Genomic DNA, 20949 nt, shown 5'->3' with positions numbered 1-20949 from the left:
AATGTTTAATTTATTCTTTCCATGCAATTCACTCATATTATAAATTTCTTGAGTAGACTAAATTGAATTCCTGCTAACAAATAATCTTATAACTGTATAATTCCAATCGTTTATTGCATTATGAAAATTTGTTATCACAATTAATGATTAAGTTAGATGGATTTAATCACATAAATGTTAGATGGTTTTATTCATAGACTTGTAAAAAATTTTTGCAGGCTTTAAAGATATCAGCCATAGAAAAATATACTTCCAAATACGCATCAAATTTTGATAAATCATATCTAACAGAAGAAATATAAAATTTAAATTTTATAGAAAGGATATGAAGATAAATCAAATATCTAGACAAAGATATGAGAAATTTAAAATATTAAATACATTAAGCTAAATAATTTTTGTAAACGAAAACAGTTATTACATTATATTGTGTTAAAATCAGTAATATAAACTTATTATTCAAATACAATAATCTATAACCTCTTCAAGGAATTGTGATACTTAATGGAAAATTTAAATTACCTTTCTTTCAACGAAAAAGACATAAAGGATATCATAACTGCTAGTCAGAACAATAAGCTAGTATTTTTTATAGGTGCAGGTTTTTCTAAATTAAGTGAGACAGAATCACTAAAGATTCCAAGTTGGGAAGAGCTAATTAATGAACTAAAAGAAGATTTGAATATATCAAATGAAAGTGATTATTTAAAAATTGCTCAACTCTATTTCCTTAAGTTTGGAGAACATGCTTACGAGAATAAAGTAAAATCATCAATTAAAGACTTAACCCCAAGCAAATTTCATAAAAACTTATTTGATTTAAAACCTCATTATATTATTACGACAAACTGGGATTATTTAATTGAAAATACACCACAAGAAAAAAGGCTTGCATATGATCTTATTCGTTCAGATGCAGATCTTGCTAACAGCCAATTAGATAAAAAAATTATTAAAATGCATGGTGACTTTCAACAACATAATTTTGTTTTTAAAGAAGATGACTATTTGCAATATGGTCAAAATTTTCCACTGATCGAGGGTTATATTAAAGGCATCTTTTCGACATGTACAATTGTTTTTTTAGGATACTCATATAATGATTATAATTTAAAACAAATTGTTTCATGGATTACTCGAATATCCAAAGCAACACCCAAAAAATATTTACTTCAAGGTAAATTTGACCTAGCCCAGAATAGATATCTTGAAAATCATGGAATTTCACTATTAACTCCTTTTACTCAAGATTTATCTTATGAGCGTTTATATGAGTCTTTTTTTGAAGACTTAAACACAGCAATAAAACCAGAAAAACTAATAGTAAAATTAGTAAATTCAGTTAAGAATTTAGTTGATACTGAATCGAATGAAAAACAAAAAGATAATTTAAATGAATATTTAAATAATAAAGTGGTTAAATACTTTAATGATAAAATTAGCCCTTTATCACAATACCAAATACTGTTACCAGAACAAGTTAGAAACAAACTAACTAACTGCGCCTTAAGTTATGATGGCTTAGATGTAATACTAAATATTTTGGATAATGAGCCTAAAAGCAATTTAACTTATGACTTCAATAAAGACATTAGAGATATAAATCTTAACTATATTAAATATGTCTTAAAAGCTGATGACCATCATAGTCAAAATTTTTTATCCATTTTGAATAAAGCTTTTATAACCAAGATACAAATTAACGGTAAGTTAGAGAAAGTCAAAAATAAATCAAATGAGATTCAAGAATATTTTTGGAAAAAAATGTATTTTCAATACAGCCCGAATGATATTGAAATTTTATTTTCTAATAAAAAATATGACTCGTTACTAAAATATTTTTCTGAAAAAGTAAGTTATTATTTAGATCAAAAGAACTATATTATGACTACCATATACATGGCTAATCATGATTATATCTATGATATTCTTAAGTTTCATGCGGATAATATTAAAGACCCTGAATATGAGATCTCAAAAGAAATAATAAAAAACAATATACATTATGATTACGAAAGTAAGGTTCGTGATTTTCCAGAAACTATACAACCAGATCTTCAGAAATTACAAAAGATTATTGATCTTTCAGAAATATATAAAGCATATTATGAATTTCATACAAAATCTCGAGAAAATAAAGAGCGCGCACAAAACAGAAAAAATGGAGGAATATCTTGGTCCAATGACGAATATACTTTAAGGGATAAGCTATATCCTTATGTGTATTTTATTTCAGGCAATGACCTCTTAATTGAAAATGGTACCGCAACGAAACAATTTTTTGAATCCATCATTTTAGAAAGCTTCGAACATTATTTAATAGAAGACAAGTTTTCTATTAACCAAAAAGACTTATTTATCATTATCAAATACTGCCAGGCAAAGAAAATAAAAGCATTTGCTGAAAAACTTATTGATGGAAATAAGTTAGTTAGTATTTGTAAGTTAGGACAGAAACAAATAATCCAAATAAAGCAATATCTGTTAAAGGCATTAACTAATATCTGTAAATCATTAGGCTATAGAGAGAAAAATAATATTCAAGAAACTTTTATTAATAAATGTTTTAGTAATATATTGATTGTGCTAGGATTTGTAAGTTGGGAACCCCAAGAATTTGAACAAATAATAGATACAATTATTCCTGTTTATGAACAAAGAACCTTAAGTACAGATATTTATGAAAATCTCAAGTATTTTTTATCGGTTAACTGGAATTTATACGAAACTTCACACCCTAATATTCTGAAATTTATAGATATTACACTTAGTAAGATTATTAAAAAAAAGTTGAATGGATATGATAACTTTATTCTAAATCAAAATATTTTAATAAATATATACGCTGTCTCAATAAATGCTGGATATGAATATAAAAATATTGAATTATTAAAAGATGCTTTAGAGGTAATAAAAAAATATCAATATGAATCTCAACAGTATTTTGTAGATAAATTATTATTAGATATAAAGCAGATCGGCTCTGAAGAAGTAAAAGAACTAATTGATAAATTTGTTAATGAAAATATTTTAAATCTCACATGCGAAACCCCATATGATTATATTTTAAAACTATTACTTATTTATTATGGTTATCAACCCCCAACAGATTTTATTAAAAATTTAAAACATTTTATTGATAAAAATATTCCCAATAATTTAAATGAGCCAGATTTTTTAAAATCAAAAATTCAATCACAATTGCCGGAACTGTTAAAATCTATTATCAAAGATGAAAACTTAGACTCAAAGATAAGAGAACAATTTCAAAGTATACTCGAACAATTTGAAGAAAAAACGAAAAGTTCACCAAAGATTACAGATAGTTAAATTTAAACAATGATATGAAAAAAATTTAATCAATAATTAATACAACCCTCATATTTAACTGGTTAACTTATCTGTGTGGAACAAAATTAGATTTGAGGGTGGATGATTGCCTATAGTCTCCACTATGACAAATCATCTTAATTAAAATTTATTTACATAGTTTATCTTATAAGGTTGCTTGCTTTTTTCTAAACTTCATAACTTTATGTCTATTGCCACAAACTTTCATGCTACACCAGCGTCTTTTGTGGGCTTTTGTCTTATCATAGAACCATAGCACACAGTCTTTGTGCTCACAGTGTTTTACTAAACTAAAATCTTCTTGCGCGATTAGCTTGGCTGTAGCCTCTGCCAAAGGAGCTAAAACCTGTTCTGGACTATGTTTGGCATAATGATGAGTGACGATAAGCGACTGGTTAGCATCATATTCTAAATTTAACCATCGACTAGCTTTGTGCAAAAATGCATTTAATGGTTCAATATCTAAACTATGCCCTTCTTTTTTTTGTTGTATAAGTACTCTTGTTATTTCTCTTAGCTCTTTAGCTTTTTCAAGTAATGCTGACGAGGAGTGCAAATCATCAGGAACTATAATGCCAGCCACTTTGTTAAGCCAATAGATGAGTTGTTCTGTTGAGCTCCAACGATCAATCAAATTGCCATCTATTTTAACGACGGTATTTATCATGTTAAGCGCGTCGTTATCTCCTACCAATGCTAAATCATCTAATGTATTTGTTTTCATATTCACATACCTTTTTTACAAGGAGATTGTAACCCTTAAAATACGAATTGACAAGTTACAATAAATTTAAATATTATAAATAACCCTTTAAATTTGAATTTAGTGGTTACAAAGCGAGGTTTTTATGGCAAATAATATTCATCATCCGATTCAATATAAGTACGTCAATATTGAAGATGTAAACATGTTCTATCGGGAGGCAGGGGAAAAAAACTTACCAACTCTTTTACTATTACATGGCTTTCCTAGTTCATCACATCAGTTTAGAGAATTAATTCCTTTACTTGCGGATAAATTTCATCTGATTGCGCCTGACTTTCCCGGCTTTGGTTTTACTGAAGTGAAAGAGACTGTCAACTATATTTATAGTTTTGATAGTATAAGTAAAACACTCATTAAGTTCGTCGATGCTTTAAATCTTAAAAAATATGCAATGTATGTTTTTGATTATGGCGCTCCCATAGGTTTTCGTCTTGCTTTAACTTATCCTGAAAGGGTAACAGGATTTGTATCCCAAAATGGCAATGCTTATTTGGAAGGTTTGGGTAGTGCTTGGGATCCAATAAAGGCTTACTGGGATCATCCAACAGAGCAAAATAGAAAAATTATTGAAGACGCGATATTAAATTTGGAAGGAACGCGTGGGCAATATATACATGGAGTACCATCGATTGAGAGCATAGCGCCAGAATCCTATTATTTGGATACATTTTTGTTTGAGCGTGGAGCTAATAAATCTATTCAGTTAGATTTATTTTTAGATTATAAAAATAACCTAAAAATGTACCCTTTATTTCAACAGTTTTTTAGAGATTATCCATTGCCGTGCTTAATTATTTGGGGAAAACATGATTTATTTTTTATACCTGCTGGCGCAGAAGCTTACAAAAAAGATAATGCTAATGCAGTGGTTGAATTATTAGATACAGGGCATTTTGCATTGGAAACGCATGTAGAATATATCGCTAAAAGAATCCGTGAAGTAATTTTAAAGTGATTATAAATTAAAACTAAATAAACAATTCAATTATTAGTTACAAAACTTGCAAACTGTATTCAATTAATCAAAGAAAACTTTTTTCAGTTATCTGTGTAATTTAGGATTATTATTAATAAGTGTTATGACTAATTCTCACATTAACTCATACGGCGCTAAAATTAACTCTCATCTTATCGATATCGTTTTATCATGTTGTTTAAGGGGCATACCGAAAGAAAATCAACGAGAGTACATAAACGATTAAAAAGAAAAATATAATTCAGAGATTAAATCACTATATGTTTTTTTGTAAAAATTATTCAGGAGTCTATACCGTTTCAATGTTAATTCTAAATCCATTTTATTATTAAAATTGAAATGTTTTATACATGAAGACAGTCTATTTAGATTATAAAGAATTGTTTTTACTTTTAAGAAGATTAATCGAAAGCAGATTCGTTGATGATTCTAATTTTAAAAGATTTTTTATCTAACTTAACTAACTTTTTTACAGTTAAATAAAAAACCGCTTGATAGTTGGGTATCAGGTGGTTTGATTCAATTTTATAAAGTTAAATACTTTCTTAGAATAAAGCGCGTTATCAAAAAACTCCGTTATTATTGAGGGGGGTGATTTTTTCTACGTTTCTTTGAGTTACGTTCCAATGTTCTACTATATTTATGCATTTTCAATGCAAAATATTATTCATTAATTGATAAAAAAATAATAGATTGATTCAAATGTTATTAGATGTAAAGAGCATTATTAACCGCTTTCTATCAATGATGAAGTAGGGCGGATAGCAAATCAAAACTATCATGAATCATCTCATCATAAAGTGATTTATTTTCTTTATAAACGACGCTGATATTGATTAATCCTTCTAATATCACCATTAGTTGGTTGGTTAAAGTTGTCCGTTGTGGCGTTTTGGGCAGTTGGTCATGGATCAGTTTGCGGATAAATTCTTTATGCTCAATCACCAGTTGTTGTACAGCTTTATCGTTATGAATTTCTTCTTTAGCTCTAACAAATAAGCAGCCATTAAAATCGTCTTGATTAAACCAATCGAGATGCCATTTGAATATTTGCATAATTGACTCATAGTGATCAAGATCAGCAATTGCTTCAGTGAGTTTTTGTTTAAAACGTGAATCTCTTATTTTCAATATTTCAAAAATTAAATTATCTTTATTACCAAAATATTTATATAGCGTTGTTTTAGAACAACCTGATTGATCTCTAATTTCATCAACCCCAACATTGCCAAATCCTTTTTGATAAAAGAGTTGCTCGGCGGTGTCCGCTATTAATTTAGATGTTTTTTTCATTTTTTATCCAAAGTGTTTGATATGTGAACAGATCTGTACTAATATAAAAAGTGAACAGAGTTGTTCATTTTTAGTTTTGCACTCTTACTTTCACTCCTCGAATAGGATAAAGAATAATGAAATCATTTTTTTTCAGCAAGGAAAAGTTGCCGCCAAAGCCCAAAAATATTGAATTATTACAGAGCTTAATTGGTGGTTTTGTTTCTATATTGTTTCTTATTGGTTTTAGTCAGTTAACTCATTACACCTTTATAATGGCGCCTTTTGGGGCAAGTTGCGTAATTTTGTTTGCGGTATCTCAATCACCATTAGCTCAACCCAGAAATGTCATTTTTGGGCATTTAATTGCTGCTTTTGTTGGATTAGTTTTTCTTAAACTATTTGGTAGTAATATCATTATTGCAGCATTAGCAGTTGGAATTGCAATTGTTTCTATGCAATATTTTCGAACGGTACATCCACCTGCGGGTGCTAATCCTTTAGTCATTTTATTAACTGCAGATAAAATAGATTACGATTTTAGTTTTCTATTATTTCCGGTATTATCTGGATCAGTAATATTGGTTATGATTGCTTATTTGATTAATAATCTTTTCAATAAAACTCATTGGCCTATCTATTGGTTGGCTTTATTTAATAGAAAAAAAGAATCTTAACCTTTCCATAATGATTTAATTATTAAAAATAAAATTAAAATTCTTTAATTAAATTTAAATGATTTTTTATTATTATAAATAGAGTCAATAATATATTTATGGTATGCGATGGTTGCTTACCATAAAATTTTTTAAAGTTTTCTGTTCTATCCAAGTAATTTTTGATGATGTTATGCTTAAAAGAGGTTAATTTTCGCGATCTGCTATTTTAATAACACACTGTTTATCTAAGTAAATAGCTCTAGAATGTACAATAATAAGTTTTAATGTGGGATATCAAGATCGTCATAGACAATTTTTATCTTTAACCATTTCATCAATAGACGACAAAATAACGTTGATATTAAAACCAATCGCTAAAAAAGGGTTTTGATAAATATTTTCTTGACCGATAGGGTATCATTTTCAAGTAATAATCATAAGAAATAGAGGTTATTATATTGATTATTAATATTAAAATAATTAAATATGGTCTTAAAATTTTTTCTTTATCATTTAAGAAATCGATAGTTTTTATTATTCACATTTTTTTTAAATCGGATTTAGAGTAAACTAATATTGCTTTCATTAAAGTTCAAGTCACTATCCAAAAATTAATAATCATTTATTTCCAATAGATAAAAATTTAGTTTGCTCCTGATACTTATTTTTTAACTGTCATTTATCTGCTTATACCTTGTTGCAAAACTTTTTATAGATTTTAAACGGATATATTCTGGGAGGTTAGAAATGTATTTACTTGAAATGGCACCAAAATTTTTAGTTGCTCTTATCATTTTACTTATTTACGTCAAATTATCGGGCAAAAGCCAAATAGCCCCTATGTCACAATTGGATCAAGTTGGTAGTATGGTTATTGGTGCATTAGTTGGGGGAGCACTTCTTAATTCTAATGTTTCAACATATCAATCCGCGGGTTTAATTATTATTTGGGCAGGGCTGCTTTTATTAGTTCGACTCATTAAATCTAAAAATTCACGATTAAGAGATGCCATTGATGGAGAACCGATTCAACTTGTTAAAAATGGTCACTTAATTAGTGACAACTTTATTAAAGCCAATTTACCCGTTAGGGATTTTGAGACGCTCATCAATATTCAAGGTATTTGTGCTTTTAATGAATTGAAACAGGTTTGGTATGAATTAAATGGTTCACTAACAATTATCAAAAAAGGGGATAAAGATATTGCTGTGCTGGTGATTGAAAATGGGACGATTAGTAAAGATAATCTTGAACAGTTACATAAAAGCGAGACATGGCTTAAGCATGAAATCAAAAAACAAGGATATGATGATATCAAGGATATTTTTTGTGCTGAATGGTTTGATAATAAATTACTGGTTTATCCTTATGACGATGTTCGCAAAAAAAGTAAAGCTCATCAATCATAAAAAATTATTTCATAAAAGAAAAGAAGAGGGAACAGACATTTCCCTCTGATTAAGATCATCGAAGTTGACTATCTTTGCTACCACGACGGTTATATAGACTCGCTGATTTGGCTATTTGTTTATCAATTTCTTGTTGACATGACAAACAATATTGTACGCCAGGCAGCGCCTCTCGTCTTGCTTGGGCAATAGCATCGCCACACTCAACACAAAAATGAGCGCTAATAGTCCCATGTTTTAATTGTCTTCTTGCCATTTCGATAGCATCTTTAATAGTGCCTTCGATTTGTTGATTAACAGCATCATCAGATGCCCATCCACTTGCCATAAAATAGACCTCCTAAAACTGTAACGCTATAGTGAAAATATGGTGTTTTTTTGATCTATTTCAAGTAATATGATTTACGTATAATTAAAAAAGCATGACTCGAACGTGTTGATACAGAATAAAAGTGAATGAATTTGTCAAAAATCATTTAATCAGGAGATTATTATGCAACAATATGAACAAGCAACATTTGCCGGTGGCTGTTTTTGGTGTATGGTAAAACCCTTTGATCAGTATGAAGGCGTGATAAACGTGGTATCAGGTTATACAGGCGGACATGTTGAAAATCCAACTTATCGACAAGTTTGTTCGGGCGCAACAGGTCATACCGAAGCTATACAAATAACGTTTGACCCTAAAGTCATTAGCTACAAAAAATTGCTTGACATCTTTTGGCAGCAAATTGATCCTACTGATGCTCAAGGTCAATTTGCTGATCGAGGCGATTCTTATCGACCTGCCATATTTTATCATAATGAATTTCAACATAAGCAAGCTTTAGCATCAAAGCAAACCCTGCAAGAAAGTGGGCGATTTAGCAAACCAATAGAGGTGGCAATTGAACCCGCGGTAACATTTTATCCGGCAGAAGATTATCATCAAAATTATTACATAAAACAACCTTTACATTATAATGAGTATTATCAACGATCAGGGCGAAGCCAGTTTATTGCTCAGCATTGGCCCAAAAATAGATAGGATACATAGTTTATGGAAAACTACCCAGAGTATAATAGCAAACAAAAATGGCTCCACTGGTTAACTTTCATACTGGTGTTTTTGGAATTTATCTTGCTAACATTTAAAGTGACTCTGTCACAGTACTTGGGGGGGATGTTTATGATTTATCTATTTCATAAATCATTTGGTGTAGTGATCGTTATGTTAACAATTTTGCGTTTCATTGTTATCACGGAAGAAGGTATGCCCGATGTTTTACCGAAAGATCGAAAATTCCAGCGCATTTTGTCAAAATCAACGCAAGGATTTTTCTATATTTTGTTGATAACTGTACCTTTATCTGGCTACTTAATGAGTAGCCGTTCACTCAATATATTTGGCATCATTTCGCTTCCCGCAATTGATATGACAAATAAAATGTATCAATTGTTTCATGTTATACACAAAGTAAGTTCATATTTATTAGCTGTTTTATTTATTTTACATATAGTAGGTGTTTCATATCATTATTTTTGGATTAAGGATAAAGTTCTACAATCAATGTTAAAAGGAAATTAGTTGTCATCGATGACTCTTAAATAAATTAAATAGGTTAGGTGATTTATGAATAATACATTAAAAGAAAAAGCGATATCACGATTAACACCCATGCAGTACTATGTAACACAACAAAATGGTACCGAACCACCACACGAAAATGAATTCAATGATAATCATCAAGAAGGGTTGTATGTCGATGTTGTATCAGGCGAACCGTTATTTACTTCATTTGATAAATTCGATTCAGGATGTGGTTGGCCAAGTTTTTCTAAATCGATAAATAACGATAACATAATTGAAAAAGCTGATCATAGTCATGGTATGAATCGTGTCGAAGTACGTTCAGCAAAAGCCGATTCTCATCTTGGGCATGTATTTAATGATGGTCCTAAAGCGTTGGGTGGCTTACGTTATTGTATTAACTCAGCAGCCTTACGTTTTATACCGAAAGAAGAACTTGCGTCAGCCGGTTATGGGCAATATTTGAATCTTTTTAAAAGTACTTAATGCATCCGTTCAATACTAAAATTGTTTAGGCTGCATTAAGTATCTATTATTTAAATTTTGACTGTTTAAATAAACTGATTATCACTATTTTTAGTAAATTCTAATGTTAGTGTTATCATCAATTAACCATTCTTAATTATTTAATAAAGAATGCCTTTATATGATTTTAACTATTTAATCATCTGTTTATTTAAAACACATCAGTATACATAAGTATGCTTAATTTTTTCTTTTAAACAAAATATAGCTAATCAAAAGAAATACTAAGCTAGTTACCATCGATCCGATTATAGGATATATCCCTATTACAATGCTGGCTTGAGCAAATAGGTTATCAGCGATATAGAAGATAAATCCAAAGCTGATACCAATAATTACTCTCACTCCCATTGATACGCTACGCAGTGGACCAAAAATAAAAGACAACGCAAGTAGCATCATAACCGCCACCGAAAGTGGTTTGATTAACTTCTTCCAAAAAAGTAAATCATAATTTTTAGTATCTTGACCTGAGCTTTTTAAATATTGCGAATATTTGTATAGTCCAGAAGCAGAAAGAGAGTCGGGATCAAACGCCACAATGCTTAATTTGTCAGGGGTAATATTGGTTTTCCACTCCATCGTAAGAACATTGCTAGTCTGAATCTTATCGAATTGAGTTAAATCGCTTTTTTCAATTTGCGATAATGTCCAAACGTTCTCATTGAATATACCCTTATCAGCATGGGTTATTGACAATAATTTATTGTTATCTACTGAATAGATATCAATGTTTGATATTGAGCTATCACCATTAACATGACCGATATAGACATAATCATTGCCATCTTTCGCCCATAGGCTGCCTTGTTGTGCCAGTAATGAACTGCCATAGAGTTTTTCTGAACGCATATTTCGTGCAGTTTGCTCACTAACAGGCGCAACCCATTCACCAATAGCCATAGTGATAAGTACTAGCGGTAATGCTGTTTTCATTACCGCTAAGGCAATTTTGAAACGGCTGAATCCTGCCGTTTCCATCACTATCAGCTCACTACGAGATGCTAACATGCCCAATCCAATTAAAGCACCAAGTAAAGCAGCCATTGGAAAAAATACTTCTAAATCTTTCGGCACCATTAATAAGGAATAGATACCCACAGCAAAAGCATCGTAGTCAACTTTTATCTTTCTAAGTTGATCAATGAAACGGATTATGCCTGATAAGCTGATTAATAAAAACAGGCTAATCCCAATAGTACTTATAATAGTTTTACCAATATAGCGATCTAAAATCGAAAACATCCTTTTCTCCTTTATGATGCAATATATTTTAAACGAAGTTTACGCATAAATAAGTTATCCCAACAATTTAAAATTATGGCAAGAATAAAATACCCTAGATTAATGATATAAAACCATAAGGCCGGATCTAAACGTCCCTTACCTGCATTAGCTTTAATTGAACTGGCTAATAGAAAATAGACCAAATAGAGCAACAATGCAGGAAGAATTTGTGCTAATCGTCCTTGTCTAGGATTCGATACGCTAAGAGGAATAACTAAAAATGCCATGAGAGGAACAGAAATAATAAGTGTTAACCGCCAATAAAACTCGGCTTCTGCTTTTGGTGTTTTTGTTTTATATAAATCTATTAAACCAAGTTGTTGAACATCAATTTTTTCATCACTATTTGAGTCAAGTTCTTTAGGTTTAATAATTCCCATATAATTATGAAAATTTGATATACGAAAATCTTTTAGTTGCGCAGTCCCTTCGTAGCGATTCGCATCTTCAAGTGTGATAATTTGATTACCTTCTGCATCATTGCTAGTCTTCCCCTTATTGGCGATAATAATTGAAGGTCGCTGATTGTTCGTAGGATTAATTTTAGCAATAAATACATTTTCTAAATTATTTTTATCGACATCACCAATATAAATCACTGAATTTCCATCTGGCGTTTGTTGAAATTGACCCGCTAACAGACCTGCTAAACTTGGATTGATTTTGGCATTTTCAACTAACAGGTCTTGTTTTAAGCTTGACCAAGGTCCAAACCAAAGACAATTAATTGTGGTTAACGCGCAAGTGAATATGCAAAGAAAAAAGACTACTTGATAGTTTAAATTCTTTTTCACACCACAGGCATGCATGGCTACCATCTCACTATCCGAATATAAACGTCCAAAGGTCACTAAAACACCCAAAAACAAGCTTAATGGCAAAATCAAATCAGCCATATTTGATACGCCTAATACTAGCAAAGGCATGATTAAATCACGTGGAATATTTCCTTCTATGGCACTAGATAAAATTCTAATTAACTTTTGAGAAAAGAAAATTAGCAATAATATAAATAATATTGCACCTTGTGTTTTTAATGTTTCTTTCACTAAATATCGACGAATTATCACATTTTACCTATCTTCAAGTTTTATAAATGGGACTATTATAATAGGATTTGCTTTGTTTAGTTATCTTTTTGTTGCTATCGCTAAATGAACGGATAGAATGTTACTCATCATCATAAATTTCATAAAAAGAGAATATCTATGGAAATTTTAATCAAAAATAGTACTTCAATTACAAAACCAAAATCAGAATGTTTAGTTATTACCGTAAATTCAGAAAAAAACCAATCAGATACAGTAAAAGAAATTGATCAGGTGACTAATGGCTTAGTCAGTCAACTGATCAAATCCGGTGATATCAGTGGCGAACTTGGTAAAACCACTTTTTTATATTCCTGTTCATCAGAATTAAAACAAGAACTTTTATTTGTTGGTTGTGGAAAATTGAAAGAATTTGACATCAACCAATCGAAACAAGTTATTGAGGCAGTAGCCAAAGAATTATTGGCAAAAAAAGTCAAAAGTGTGAATTGGGATTTGTTGACAGTTAAATCATCAGTAAATACTGAAATTGTTAAGCAACTTCCACAAATTATCAATAATATGACCTATTGTTTTGATCAATTCAAATCCAAAAAGTCTCCAATTCCAGATTTGAACAAAATTACCCTAATTTTTAATGATAAAAAGCAAAGTGAATCTTTAACAAACGTTTTATTACAAGGTCAAATTATTGCTGATGCAATTAGCACCACAAAGACAATCGCCAATATGCCTTCAAATGTTTGCAACGCGCAATATTTAGCTGATCAGGCTAAGCAATTAGGTAAAAAGCACTCATCTTTAAAAGTTTCATGCTTAGGTGAAAAAGAGTTAGCTAAACTAAATATGAATGCTTATTTAGCGGTAGGTCGTGGTTCTGCAAATGAATCGATAATGACAATCATCGAATATTATGGTGCAAAAGATAAAAAAGCCCAGCCTTATGTGTTTGTGGGTAAAGGTTTAACATTCGATTCAGGTGGTATTTCAATTAAACCTTCTGCCGGTATGGATGAAATGAAATATGATATGTGCGGAGCCGCAACCGTTTATGGTGTTATGCAGGCAGTCGCTGAGCTTAAACTACCTATTAATGTCGTAGGGGTAATGGCAGGATGTGAAAATATGCCTGATGGCAATAGCTATCGACCAGGTGATATTTTGACGACTATGTCGGGCACTACGGTCGAAGTTATTAATACCGATGCGGAAGGGCGCTTAGTATTATGTGATGCTTTAACCTATGTTGAACGTTATAAACCAAAAACTGTTATTGATATTGCAACCTTAACTGGTGCATGCATTGTTGCATTAGGTCACCACTATACAGGGGTGATGGGTAACAACAAAAATTTAGTTAATGAATTAGTGTTAGCATCCAATAATGCGGGCGATAAAGCATGGGAATTACCGATTGATAATGATTTCCAAGAGCAGATTAAGTCAACTTGTGCAGACATTGTCAATGCAGGCGGTCGTGATGGTGGAACAATTACCGCAGCGTGTTTCTTATCACGGTTTACCGAAAAATATCACTGGGCGCATTTAGACATTGCGGGTACAGCTTGGCAATCGGGTGCTAAGAAAGGTGCGACAGGTCGCCCAGTTGCGATGTTGATTGAATACTTATTAACACAATAGGTTGATCATTCATTTATATGAAAAAAGTGATTTTTTATCTTTTAGAAAACCAAAAACCGGCGAGTGAATCAGGTGTTTTATACCATGAAAAGCTCGCTTGTGAAAAAATTGCTGAAATCTGGCAAATGAATAAAAGAATCTTAGTTGCTTGCCAAGATCAACAACAAGCTGAACGTATAGATGAATACCTTTGGCAGCTCGATACCGACCATTTTGTACCACATAATTTAGCTGGTGAAGGTATGAAAGGCGGTTCGCCTGTCGAAATTTGTTGGCCACAAAAACGCAGTAATGGCAATCGGCATGTATTAGTTAATTTGCAAGAACAGTTTCCTGAATTTGCCGCAGTGTATTCTGATATTGTTGATTTTGTACCAGTAGACGAAAGATTAAAAGAGTTGGCAAGAACAAGGTATAAATTATATAAAGAAGCTGGATTCAATTTAAAAACTGTACCCGTGCCTTGCGAGTGATTTTATACCATTGCGAAATAATATAAAGGCAATGGTATAAACTTTTTAAATTTGGTAATGGATCGATATTACGCTTGGTTAATGCGGTGATGAAAAGCTAAAAAAATATTTTATTGGTTATAGGCAAAGCAAGTTTATTCTCTTTTGGAGTCTATAGAAAAGCTCTAAAATTATTTAATAGAGGTAAATTTCATCTCATCTCAACACAACAGAGTAATAATTGCCGATAAATTATAAATATTATTAATTTTATTAGAATTAATCTGATTGAATATCAGGCGGATTAGGCTATAATGCGATCTTTTTAAAAAAAGATATAATAGTAATGATTATCGGTTTTATAGGTGCAGGTAAAGTTGGTTGTACATTAGCAAAGTACTTTTCATTGTGTGGCTTTAGTATTGCTGGTTTTTATAGTCGATCTTATGAGCATGCACAAGAAGCGAGTGATTTTACGCAAAGCAAAGCTTATTCATCACTTGGTGATTTAGTTAACGATTGTGATTGCATCTTTGTTACTGTATCTGATAGTCAAATATTAGTTGTTTGGCAAGAACTTTGTCAATTACCTATTGCAAACAAATGGATAGGTCACTGTAGTGGTTTATTAACATCCCATATCTTTAGCCAAAATAAGATTGTTCACCCTTTTGCTTTTTCATTACATCCTTTATATGCCATTTATGATCGGTTTGGTTGCTATTCTGCCATGCCTGGTGTCTCTTTTACACTTGAAGCCAATCCACATGTTATTTCTCAATTGCAAGCTTTGTTTACCCCTTTAAAAAATCCTTTGGCAATTCTTTCTGCCAGTAAAAAACCTCTTTATCATGCGGCTTGTGTAATGCTAAGTAATCAAGTCATTGCCTTAGTGCAAATAGGAATAGAATTACTGAATCAATGTGAGTTCAATAGTGAATTTAGTGAACAAGCATGGCATCCGTTATTTTTAGGTAATGCCAATAATACCTGTAAGCTAGGGGTGATTAATGCTTTAACGGGACCGATTGAGCGTGGTGATATTGATACTATCAAACAACATATAATGGCTATGCCAAACGAATTAAGACCGATATATAAACAATTATCAACTATTTTACTTAATATTAGTCGACAAAAACATCCGAATAACGATTATCGACAACTGGAATTGGAGCTGTTTTCGTGAAAAAAACTATTTTAACCTTACAACAACGCAAAGAAAATCAACAAAAAATCACCATGCTAACGGCGTATGATTATACAACTGCCAAGCTTATGGATGAAAGTGGGGTCGATTGTTTACTTGTTGGTGACTCTTTAGGAATGGTCATGCTGGGCTACGAAAGTACAGTATCAGTTACTATGGAAGATATGATTCATCATTCGAAAGCAGTGGCAAAAGCGGCTAAAACAGCTTTTGTTATTACGGATTTACCATTCATGTCTTATCATACCTCCGTCTATGATGCTGTCTATAATGCAGGACGATTAATTCAAGAGGGTCAGGCGCAAGCTGTAAAACTTGAAGGAGGACAAGCGTTTTACGAACACATTAAAATGATTGCTCAAGCTTCGATTCCCGTTATTGCTCATATCGGTTTAATGCCGCAATCTGTTTTAGCCTTAGGCGGTTATAAAGTTCAAGGTAAAGATTATCAAAACGCAAAAAATATTGTACTCGACGCTTTAGCCGTTGAACAAGCTGGTGCGACGGCCATTTTATTAGAATGCGTTCCTGCCAAACTGGCTAAATTTATTACTGAGCTTGTCAATATTCCAACTATAGGTATTGGAGCGGGTACCGGATGTGATGGACAAGTCTTGGTTTATCAAGACATGCTGTCAATGTATGATGGCGTATCTTCAAAATTTGTTAAATCCTTTGCACCAATCGGGGAACAAATGAAAAAGGCGTTTGGTGATTATTGCCAAGAAGTCAAACAACAACAATACCCTGCATCGATTCATGAATTTGCAATGGATGATGAAATTATTCAAAATCTGAAAAGTGAATTTTTGAATAGCAAAAAAGGATAAAATAATGAAAGTAGTAACAACGATTAAAGAGGTGCGTGAACAAGTTAACGCTTGGCGACAGGCAGGTAATAGTATAGGTTTAGTTCCGACAATGGGATTTTTACATGAAGGCCATCAAAGCTTGATGCAAGCTGCTAAACAAGATAATCAAAAAGTTATTGTGACTATTTTTGTCAATCCTATTCAATTTGGCCCTTCAGAAGATCTTGCCAGTTATCCACGAGATTTAGAACGAGATAAAATTGCTTGTGAACAGATGAGCGTCGATCTGATTTTCTGCCCAGACGCAAGTGAAATGTATCCCCCTAATTTTAATAGTTATGTTGATGTAAATGGATTGACAGAAGCTTTATGTGGCAAAAGACGCCCAGGCCATTTTAAAGGCGTTTGTACGGTTGTGACCAAATTATTCAATATTGCTCAACCGGATCGAGCCTACTTTGGACAAAAAGATGCCCAACAATTAGCGGTAATTAAACGTATGGTAACGGATCTGAATTTTAATATTGAAATCATCGGTTGTCCTATTGTACGAGAATCAGATGGACTGGCTAAAAGTTCCCGTAATAGTTATTTGTCTGAAAGTGAAAGAACTGCTGCGGTCTGTCTTTACCAAGCAATTGAATGTGCAAAAGCTATGATTCATAAAGGTGAAAAATCAGTTAGTGTGATTACCCAAACCATGCAAGAGTTGATCGGTAAACAACCTTTGGCAAAGGTTGATTATATTGAGTTTGTCGATTTAGCTACATTAAAATCGATTGATTTACTTGCACAAGACAGTTTATGTGCTTTAGCGGTTTATATTGGTAACACACGGTTAATCGATAATTTTATTTATCAACATGATTAATTTAACTATAAATTTAAACTTTATAAATTAAAGCCGCTTTTTAATAAGCGGTTTTTTATATCAATTATCAATCTGATAAAGTTTTAATCATATATTAAATCAACGAGTTTATTACTCTGCTAATTTATTGTTTGGCTATTTTCCTGTAGAATATAAGGTATTTTTATGCCTTGAATTAGGATTTATTCATCAATTATGAAAAATACGACTTATAATCCACAAGAAATTGAACAACCTATCTATAAACATTGGGAAGAAAGCGGTTATTTCAAACCCAATGGCGATAAATCGCAACCAAGTTACTGCATTGCCATTCCACCTCCGAATGTAACAGGAAGTTTACATATGGGGCATGCATTTCAACAAACCATCATGGATGCATTGATTCGTTATCATCGTATGCAGGGTAACAATACCCTTTGGCAATCAGGTACGGATCATGCTGGTATTGCTACTCAAATGGTTGTTGAACGTAAAATTGCCGCTGAGGAAAACAAAACTCGTCATGATTACGGTCGTGAAGCATTTATTGATAAAATTTGGCAATGGAAAGCAGAGTCAGGCGGTAGTATTACTAAACAAATGCGTCGATTAGGTGATTCTGTTGATTGGGATCGTGAACGATTTACTATGGACGAAGGTCTATCCAATGCCGTAAAAGAAGTGTTTGTAAGATTATATCAAGAAGATTTGATTTATCGTGGTAAACGTCTAGTAAACTGGGATCCTAAACTTCGTACCGCCATATCAGATCTTGAGGTCGAAAACCGAGAAGTCAAAGGCTCAATGTGGTATTTACGCTATCCACTTGCTGATGGAGCTAAAACAGCAGAAGGCAAAGATTATTTAGTTGTTGCCACAACTCGACCAGAAACACTATTAGGCGATACAGGTATTGCAGTTAATCCAGAGGATCCACGTTATAAAGATTTAGTTGGTAAATATGTCATATTACCATTTGTAAATCGTCGTATTCCGATTATTGGTGATGAACATGCCGATATGACTAAAGGTACTGGTTGCGTAAAAATCACTCCTGCCCATGATTTTAATGACTACGAAGTAGGGCGTCGTCACCAATTACCGATGATCAATATTTTCACTTTTGATGGTGATATTCGTACACAAGCGGAAGTATTTGATACCAATGGCGAAGCATGCACTCTTTATGCAACAGAAATTCCAGCAGAATTCCAAAATCTAGAACGCTTTGCAGCGCGTAAAGCCATTGTTGCTCAATGTGAAGCATTAGATATACTCGAAAAAATTGAGCCACATGATCTTACTATTCCTTATGGCGATCGTGGCGGAGTGGTTATTGAGCCTATGTTGACTGACCAATGGTATGTTTGTGCCAAAGTACTTGCTGAACCCGCTATTGATGCAGTAAAAAATGGTGACATCCAATTTGTACCAAAACAGTACGAAAATATGTATTTTTCTTGGATGAATGACATTCAAGATTGGTGTATTTCTCGTCAATTATGGTGGGGGCATCGAATTCCTGCTTGGTATGATAACCAAGGTAATGTTTATGTAGGACGTAACGAAGCAGAAGTACGACGCGAGAATAACCTAGCTGACGACATAGAATTATCACAAGATGAAGATGTACTTGATACTTGGTTCTCATCTGCACTATGGACATTTTCAACCTTAGGTTGGCCAGAAAATACCGATGATTTAGCGACCTTTCATCCAACTAATGTATTAGTAACAGGGTTTGATATTATTTTCTTCTGGGTAGCCAGAATGATTATGATGACGATGCACTTTATCAAAGATGAGCATGGTAAACCACAAGTACCATTTAAAACTGTATATGTTACAGGGTTAATTCGTGATGAAGAAGGGCAAAAAATGTCTAAATCTAAAGGTAACGTAATTGATCCTTTAGATATGATTGATGGTATTTCATTAGCCGATCTGTTAAAAAAACGTACTGGCAATATGATGCAACCACAGTTGGCTGAAAAAATTGCTAAACGGACTGAAAAGCAATTTCCAAATGGTATTGAAGCCCACGGTACAGATGCACTACGCTTTACTTTAGCAGCACTGGCTTCAACTGGGCGTGATATTAACTGGGATTTAAAACGCTTAGAAGGTTATCGTAACTTCTGTAACAAATTATGGAATGCCAGCCGTTACGTATTAATGAATACTGAAGAACATGATTGTGGTTTTAAAGGCGGGGATTTAGATTATTCACTATCAGACAAATGGATCTTAGCAGAATTTAACCAAACCGTTAAAGCTTATCGTGAAGCATTTGACACTTATCGCTTCGATTTAGCTGCTAATATTTTATATGAGTTTACTTGGAATCAATTCTGTGACTGGTATTTAGAACTTACTAAGTCAGTATTAGCTAATGGCGAACAATCTGCACAACGTGCTGCTCGTCATACGTTGGTGACCGTTCTGGAAGCGTTATTGCGCCTTGCACATCCAATTATTCCGTTTATCACTGAAGCAATTTGGCAAAATGTGAAAGGGCTAATGCATATTAAAGCTGACACAATTATGCTACAGCCAATGCCAGCATTTGATGAAAAATATATTAATGAAGAAGCGGTTGCTGATATTAATTGGATTAAAGATGCTGTTATTGCTGTGCGTAATATCCGTGCTGAAATGAACATTGCACCGAGTAAGCCATTACAATTATTGATTCGCCAAGCTTCACCGACAGTTCATCGTGTTGTAAGTGATAATATTACTTTTATTAAAACGTTGGCTAGACTTTCTGAAATTGTCTTGCTTGATGAAGGTGAAAATGGTCCGTTGTCTGTAACTAAATTGGTTGATGGGGCAGAGCTACTTATACCAATGGCGGGATTAATTAATAAAGAAGATGAATTAGCTCGTCTTGAAAAAGAGATTGCTCGCATTGAGGGAGAAATAGCCCGTATTGCAAATAAATTATCAAACGCTAGTTTTGTTGACAAAGCACCTGCTGCGGTGGTTGCTAAAGAAAAGGAAAAACAGCAAGGTTACATTGATGATAAAGCAAAACTGCAAGAGCAGTATGTAGCAATTAAGAATCTATAATCTCAATATATAAAATCTCTCGTTAATTTTATTAGCGAGAGATT

18 protein-coding genes are annotated in these 20949 nt (G+C 32.5%); 13 read left to right on the top strand and 5 right to left on the bottom strand.

Annotated elements, in window-relative coordinates; all coding sequences use genetic code 11:
* Positions 1-504 precede the first annotated feature (504 nt).
* On the top strand, positions 505-3330 hold the full coding sequence (locus A9G17_RS01505) for an SIR2 family protein (RefSeq protein WP_065737177.1): 2826 nt from the start codon (positions 505-507) through the stop codon (positions 3328-3330).
* Positions 3331-3496: 166 nt separating this feature from the next.
* Here the strand turns inward: A9G17_RS01505 and A9G17_RS01500 are convergent, their stop codons facing one another.
* Positions 3497-4075: a CGNR zinc finger domain-containing protein gene (locus A9G17_RS01500; protein WP_065737176.1), complete on the bottom strand. Its 579-nt coding sequence runs from the start codon at positions 4073-4075 to the stop codon at positions 3497-3499.
* A 124-nt stretch (positions 4076-4199) separates the two neighbouring features.
* Here A9G17_RS01500 and A9G17_RS01495 point away from each other — a divergent pair, with 124 nt between their 5' ends.
* On the top strand, positions 4200-5072 hold the full coding sequence (locus A9G17_RS01495) for an alpha/beta fold hydrolase (RefSeq protein ID WP_065737175.1): 873 nt from the start codon (positions 4200-4202) through the stop codon (positions 5070-5072).
* A gap of 762 nt (positions 5073-5834) precedes the next feature.
* Here A9G17_RS01495 and A9G17_RS01490 read toward each other — a convergent pair.
* Positions 5835-6386, bottom strand: a complete 552-nt coding sequence (locus A9G17_RS01490; protein ID WP_065737174.1) for a TetR/AcrR family transcriptional regulator — start codon at positions 6384-6386, stop codon at positions 5835-5837.
* A 116-nt stretch (positions 6387-6502) separates the two neighbouring features.
* On the opposite strand from A9G17_RS01490, the gene A9G17_RS01485 reads away from it, so the two are divergent.
* Both A9G17_RS01485 and A9G17_RS01480 read left to right on the top strand, forming a co-directional pair.
* Complete coding sequence (locus A9G17_RS01485; RefSeq protein WP_065737173.1) at positions 6503-7042, top strand: HPP family protein; 540 nt, start codon at positions 6503-6505, stop codon at positions 7040-7042.
* A 729-nt stretch (positions 7043-7771) separates the two neighbouring features.
* A complete protein-coding gene (locus A9G17_RS01480; protein ID WP_065737172.1) occupies positions 7772-8434 on the top strand; it encodes a DUF421 domain-containing protein in 663 nt (220 codons plus the stop codon).
* Between the two features lie 55 nt (positions 8435-8489).
* Here A9G17_RS01480 and A9G17_RS01475 read toward each other — a convergent pair whose 3' ends face one another.
* Positions 8490-8762, bottom strand: coding sequence for a DksA/TraR family C4-type zinc finger protein (locus A9G17_RS01475; protein ID WP_065737171.1), 273 nt, complete (start codon positions 8760-8762; stop codon positions 8490-8492).
* Positions 8763-8927: 165 nt separating this feature from the next.
* Between A9G17_RS01475 and msrA the strand changes: the two genes are divergently transcribed.
* From msrA to msrB, 3 genes are read left to right on the top strand one after another with little or no spacing between them, the layout of a single operon-like run.
* Entirely contained in the window at positions 8928-9461 is a 534-nt protein-coding gene (gene msrA, locus A9G17_RS01470) for a peptide-methionine (S)-S-oxide reductase MsrA (RefSeq protein ID WP_176714238.1), read from the top strand.
* 12 nt (positions 9462-9473) lie between these two features.
* A complete protein-coding gene (locus tag A9G17_RS01465; RefSeq protein ID WP_081301633.1) occupies positions 9474-10001 on the top strand; it encodes a cytochrome b in 528 nt (175 codons plus the stop codon).
* Between the two features lie 45 nt (positions 10002-10046).
* Complete coding sequence (gene msrB / locus A9G17_RS01460; RefSeq protein ID WP_065737168.1) at positions 10047-10490, top strand: peptide-methionine (R)-S-oxide reductase MsrB; 444 nt, start codon at positions 10047-10049, stop codon at positions 10488-10490.
* A 219-nt stretch (positions 10491-10709) separates the two neighbouring features.
* Here msrB and lptG read toward each other — a convergent pair whose 3' ends face one another.
* Entirely contained in the window at positions 10710-11774 is a 1065-nt protein-coding gene (gene lptG / locus A9G17_RS01455) for an LPS export ABC transporter permease LptG (RefSeq protein WP_065737167.1), read from the bottom strand.
* A gap of 11 nt (positions 11775-11785) precedes the next feature.
* A complete protein-coding gene (gene lptF, locus A9G17_RS01450) occupies positions 11786-12886 on the bottom strand; it encodes an LPS export ABC transporter permease LptF (RefSeq protein ID WP_065737166.1) in 1101 nt (366 codons plus the stop codon).
* 138 nt (positions 12887-13024) lie between these two features.
* Here lptF and A9G17_RS01445 point away from each other — a divergent pair, with 138 nt between their 5' ends.
* The 6 genes from A9G17_RS01445 to A9G17_RS01420 all read left to right on the top strand — a co-directional run bounded on the left by A9G17_RS01445 (position 13025) and on the right by A9G17_RS01420 (position 20905).
* Positions 13025-14506, top strand: coding sequence for a leucyl aminopeptidase (locus tag A9G17_RS01445; protein WP_065737165.1), 1482 nt, complete (start codon positions 13025-13027; stop codon positions 14504-14506).
* A gap of 17 nt (positions 14507-14523) precedes the next feature.
* Positions 14524-14979, top strand: coding sequence for a DNA polymerase III subunit chi (locus tag A9G17_RS01440; RefSeq protein ID WP_065737164.1), 456 nt, complete (start codon positions 14524-14526; stop codon positions 14977-14979).
* Positions 14980-15304: 325 nt separating this feature from the next.
* Complete coding sequence (locus tag A9G17_RS01435; RefSeq protein WP_065737163.1) at positions 15305-16147, top strand: Rossmann-like and DUF2520 domain-containing protein; 843 nt, start codon at positions 15305-15307, stop codon at positions 16145-16147.
* Positions 16144-16998, top strand: a complete 855-nt coding sequence (gene panB, locus A9G17_RS01430) for a 3-methyl-2-oxobutanoate hydroxymethyltransferase (protein WP_065737162.1) — start codon at positions 16144-16146, stop codon at positions 16996-16998. Before A9G17_RS01435 ends, panB begins: the two co-directional genes overlap by 4 nt.
* 4 nt (positions 16999-17002) lie before the next feature.
* A complete protein-coding gene (gene panC / locus A9G17_RS01425) occupies positions 17003-17851 on the top strand; it encodes a pantoate--beta-alanine ligase (protein ID WP_065737161.1) in 849 nt (282 codons plus the stop codon).
* Positions 17852-18046: 195 nt separating this feature from the next.
* Positions 18047-20905, top strand: coding sequence for a valine--tRNA ligase (locus A9G17_RS01420; RefSeq protein ID WP_065737160.1), 2859 nt, complete (start codon positions 18047-18049; stop codon positions 20903-20905).
* Positions 20906-20949 lie beyond the last annotated feature (44 nt).

The organism is Gilliamella sp. wkB7 (genome assembly GCF_001693435.1).
In the GTDB taxonomy this organism is placed as follows: Bacteria; Pseudomonadota; Gammaproteobacteria; order Enterobacterales; family Orbaceae; genus Gilliamella; species Gilliamella apicola_N.
Note: the sequence above shows the minus strand (reverse complement) of the source record. Positions and strands in the feature narration are given on the sequence as shown.

What these genes read in the sequence shown, in the direction of transcription:
- A9G17_RS01505 (WP_065737177.1), top strand. Translation starts at nt 505, where the DNA reads ATGGAAAATTTAAATTACCTTTCTTTCAACGAAAAAGACATAAAGGAT.
- A9G17_RS01500 (WP_065737176.1), bottom strand. Translation starts at nt 4,075, where the DNA reads ATGAAAACAAATACATTAGATGATTTAGCATTGGTAGGAGATAACGAC.
- A9G17_RS01495 (WP_065737175.1), top strand. Translation starts at nt 4,200, where the DNA reads ATGGCAAATAATATTCATCATCCGATTCAATATAAGTACGTCAATATT.
- A9G17_RS01490 (WP_065737174.1), bottom strand. Translation starts at nt 6,386, where the DNA reads ATGAAAAAAACATCTAAATTAATAGCGGACACCGCCGAGCAACTCTTT.
- A9G17_RS01485 (WP_065737173.1), top strand. Translation starts at nt 6,503, where the DNA reads ATGAAATCATTTTTTTTCAGCAAGGAAAAGTTGCCGCCAAAGCCCAAA.
- A9G17_RS01480 (WP_065737172.1), top strand. Translation starts at nt 7,772, where the DNA reads ATGTATTTACTTGAAATGGCACCAAAATTTTTAGTTGCTCTTATCATT.
- A9G17_RS01475 (WP_065737171.1), bottom strand. Translation starts at nt 8,762, where the DNA reads ATGGCAAGTGGATGGGCATCTGATGATGCTGTTAATCAACAAATCGAA.
- msrA (WP_176714238.1), top strand. Translation starts at nt 8,928, where the DNA reads ATGCAACAATATGAACAAGCAACATTTGCCGGTGGCTGTTTTTGGTGT.
- A9G17_RS01465 (WP_081301633.1), top strand. Translation starts at nt 9,474, where the DNA reads ATGGAAAACTACCCAGAGTATAATAGCAAACAAAAATGGCTCCACTGG.
- msrB (WP_065737168.1), top strand. Translation starts at nt 10,047, where the DNA reads ATGAATAATACATTAAAAGAAAAAGCGATATCACGATTAACACCCATG.
- lptG (WP_065737167.1), bottom strand. Translation starts at nt 11,774, where the DNA reads ATGTTTTCGATTTTAGATCGCTATATTGGTAAAACTATTATAAGTACT.
- A9G17_RS01445 (WP_065737165.1), top strand. Translation starts at nt 13,025, where the DNA reads ATGGAAATTTTAATCAAAAATAGTACTTCAATTACAAAACCAAAATCA.
- A9G17_RS01440 (WP_065737164.1), top strand. Translation starts at nt 14,524, where the DNA reads ATGAAAAAAGTGATTTTTTATCTTTTAGAAAACCAAAAACCGGCGAGT.
- A9G17_RS01435 (WP_065737163.1), top strand. Translation starts at nt 15,305, where the DNA reads ATGATTATCGGTTTTATAGGTGCAGGTAAAGTTGGTTGTACATTAGCA.
- panC (WP_065737161.1), top strand. Translation starts at nt 17,003, where the DNA reads ATGAAAGTAGTAACAACGATTAAAGAGGTGCGTGAACAAGTTAACGCT.
- A9G17_RS01420 (WP_065737160.1), top strand. Translation starts at nt 18,047, where the DNA reads ATGAAAAATACGACTTATAATCCACAAGAAATTGAACAACCTATCTAT.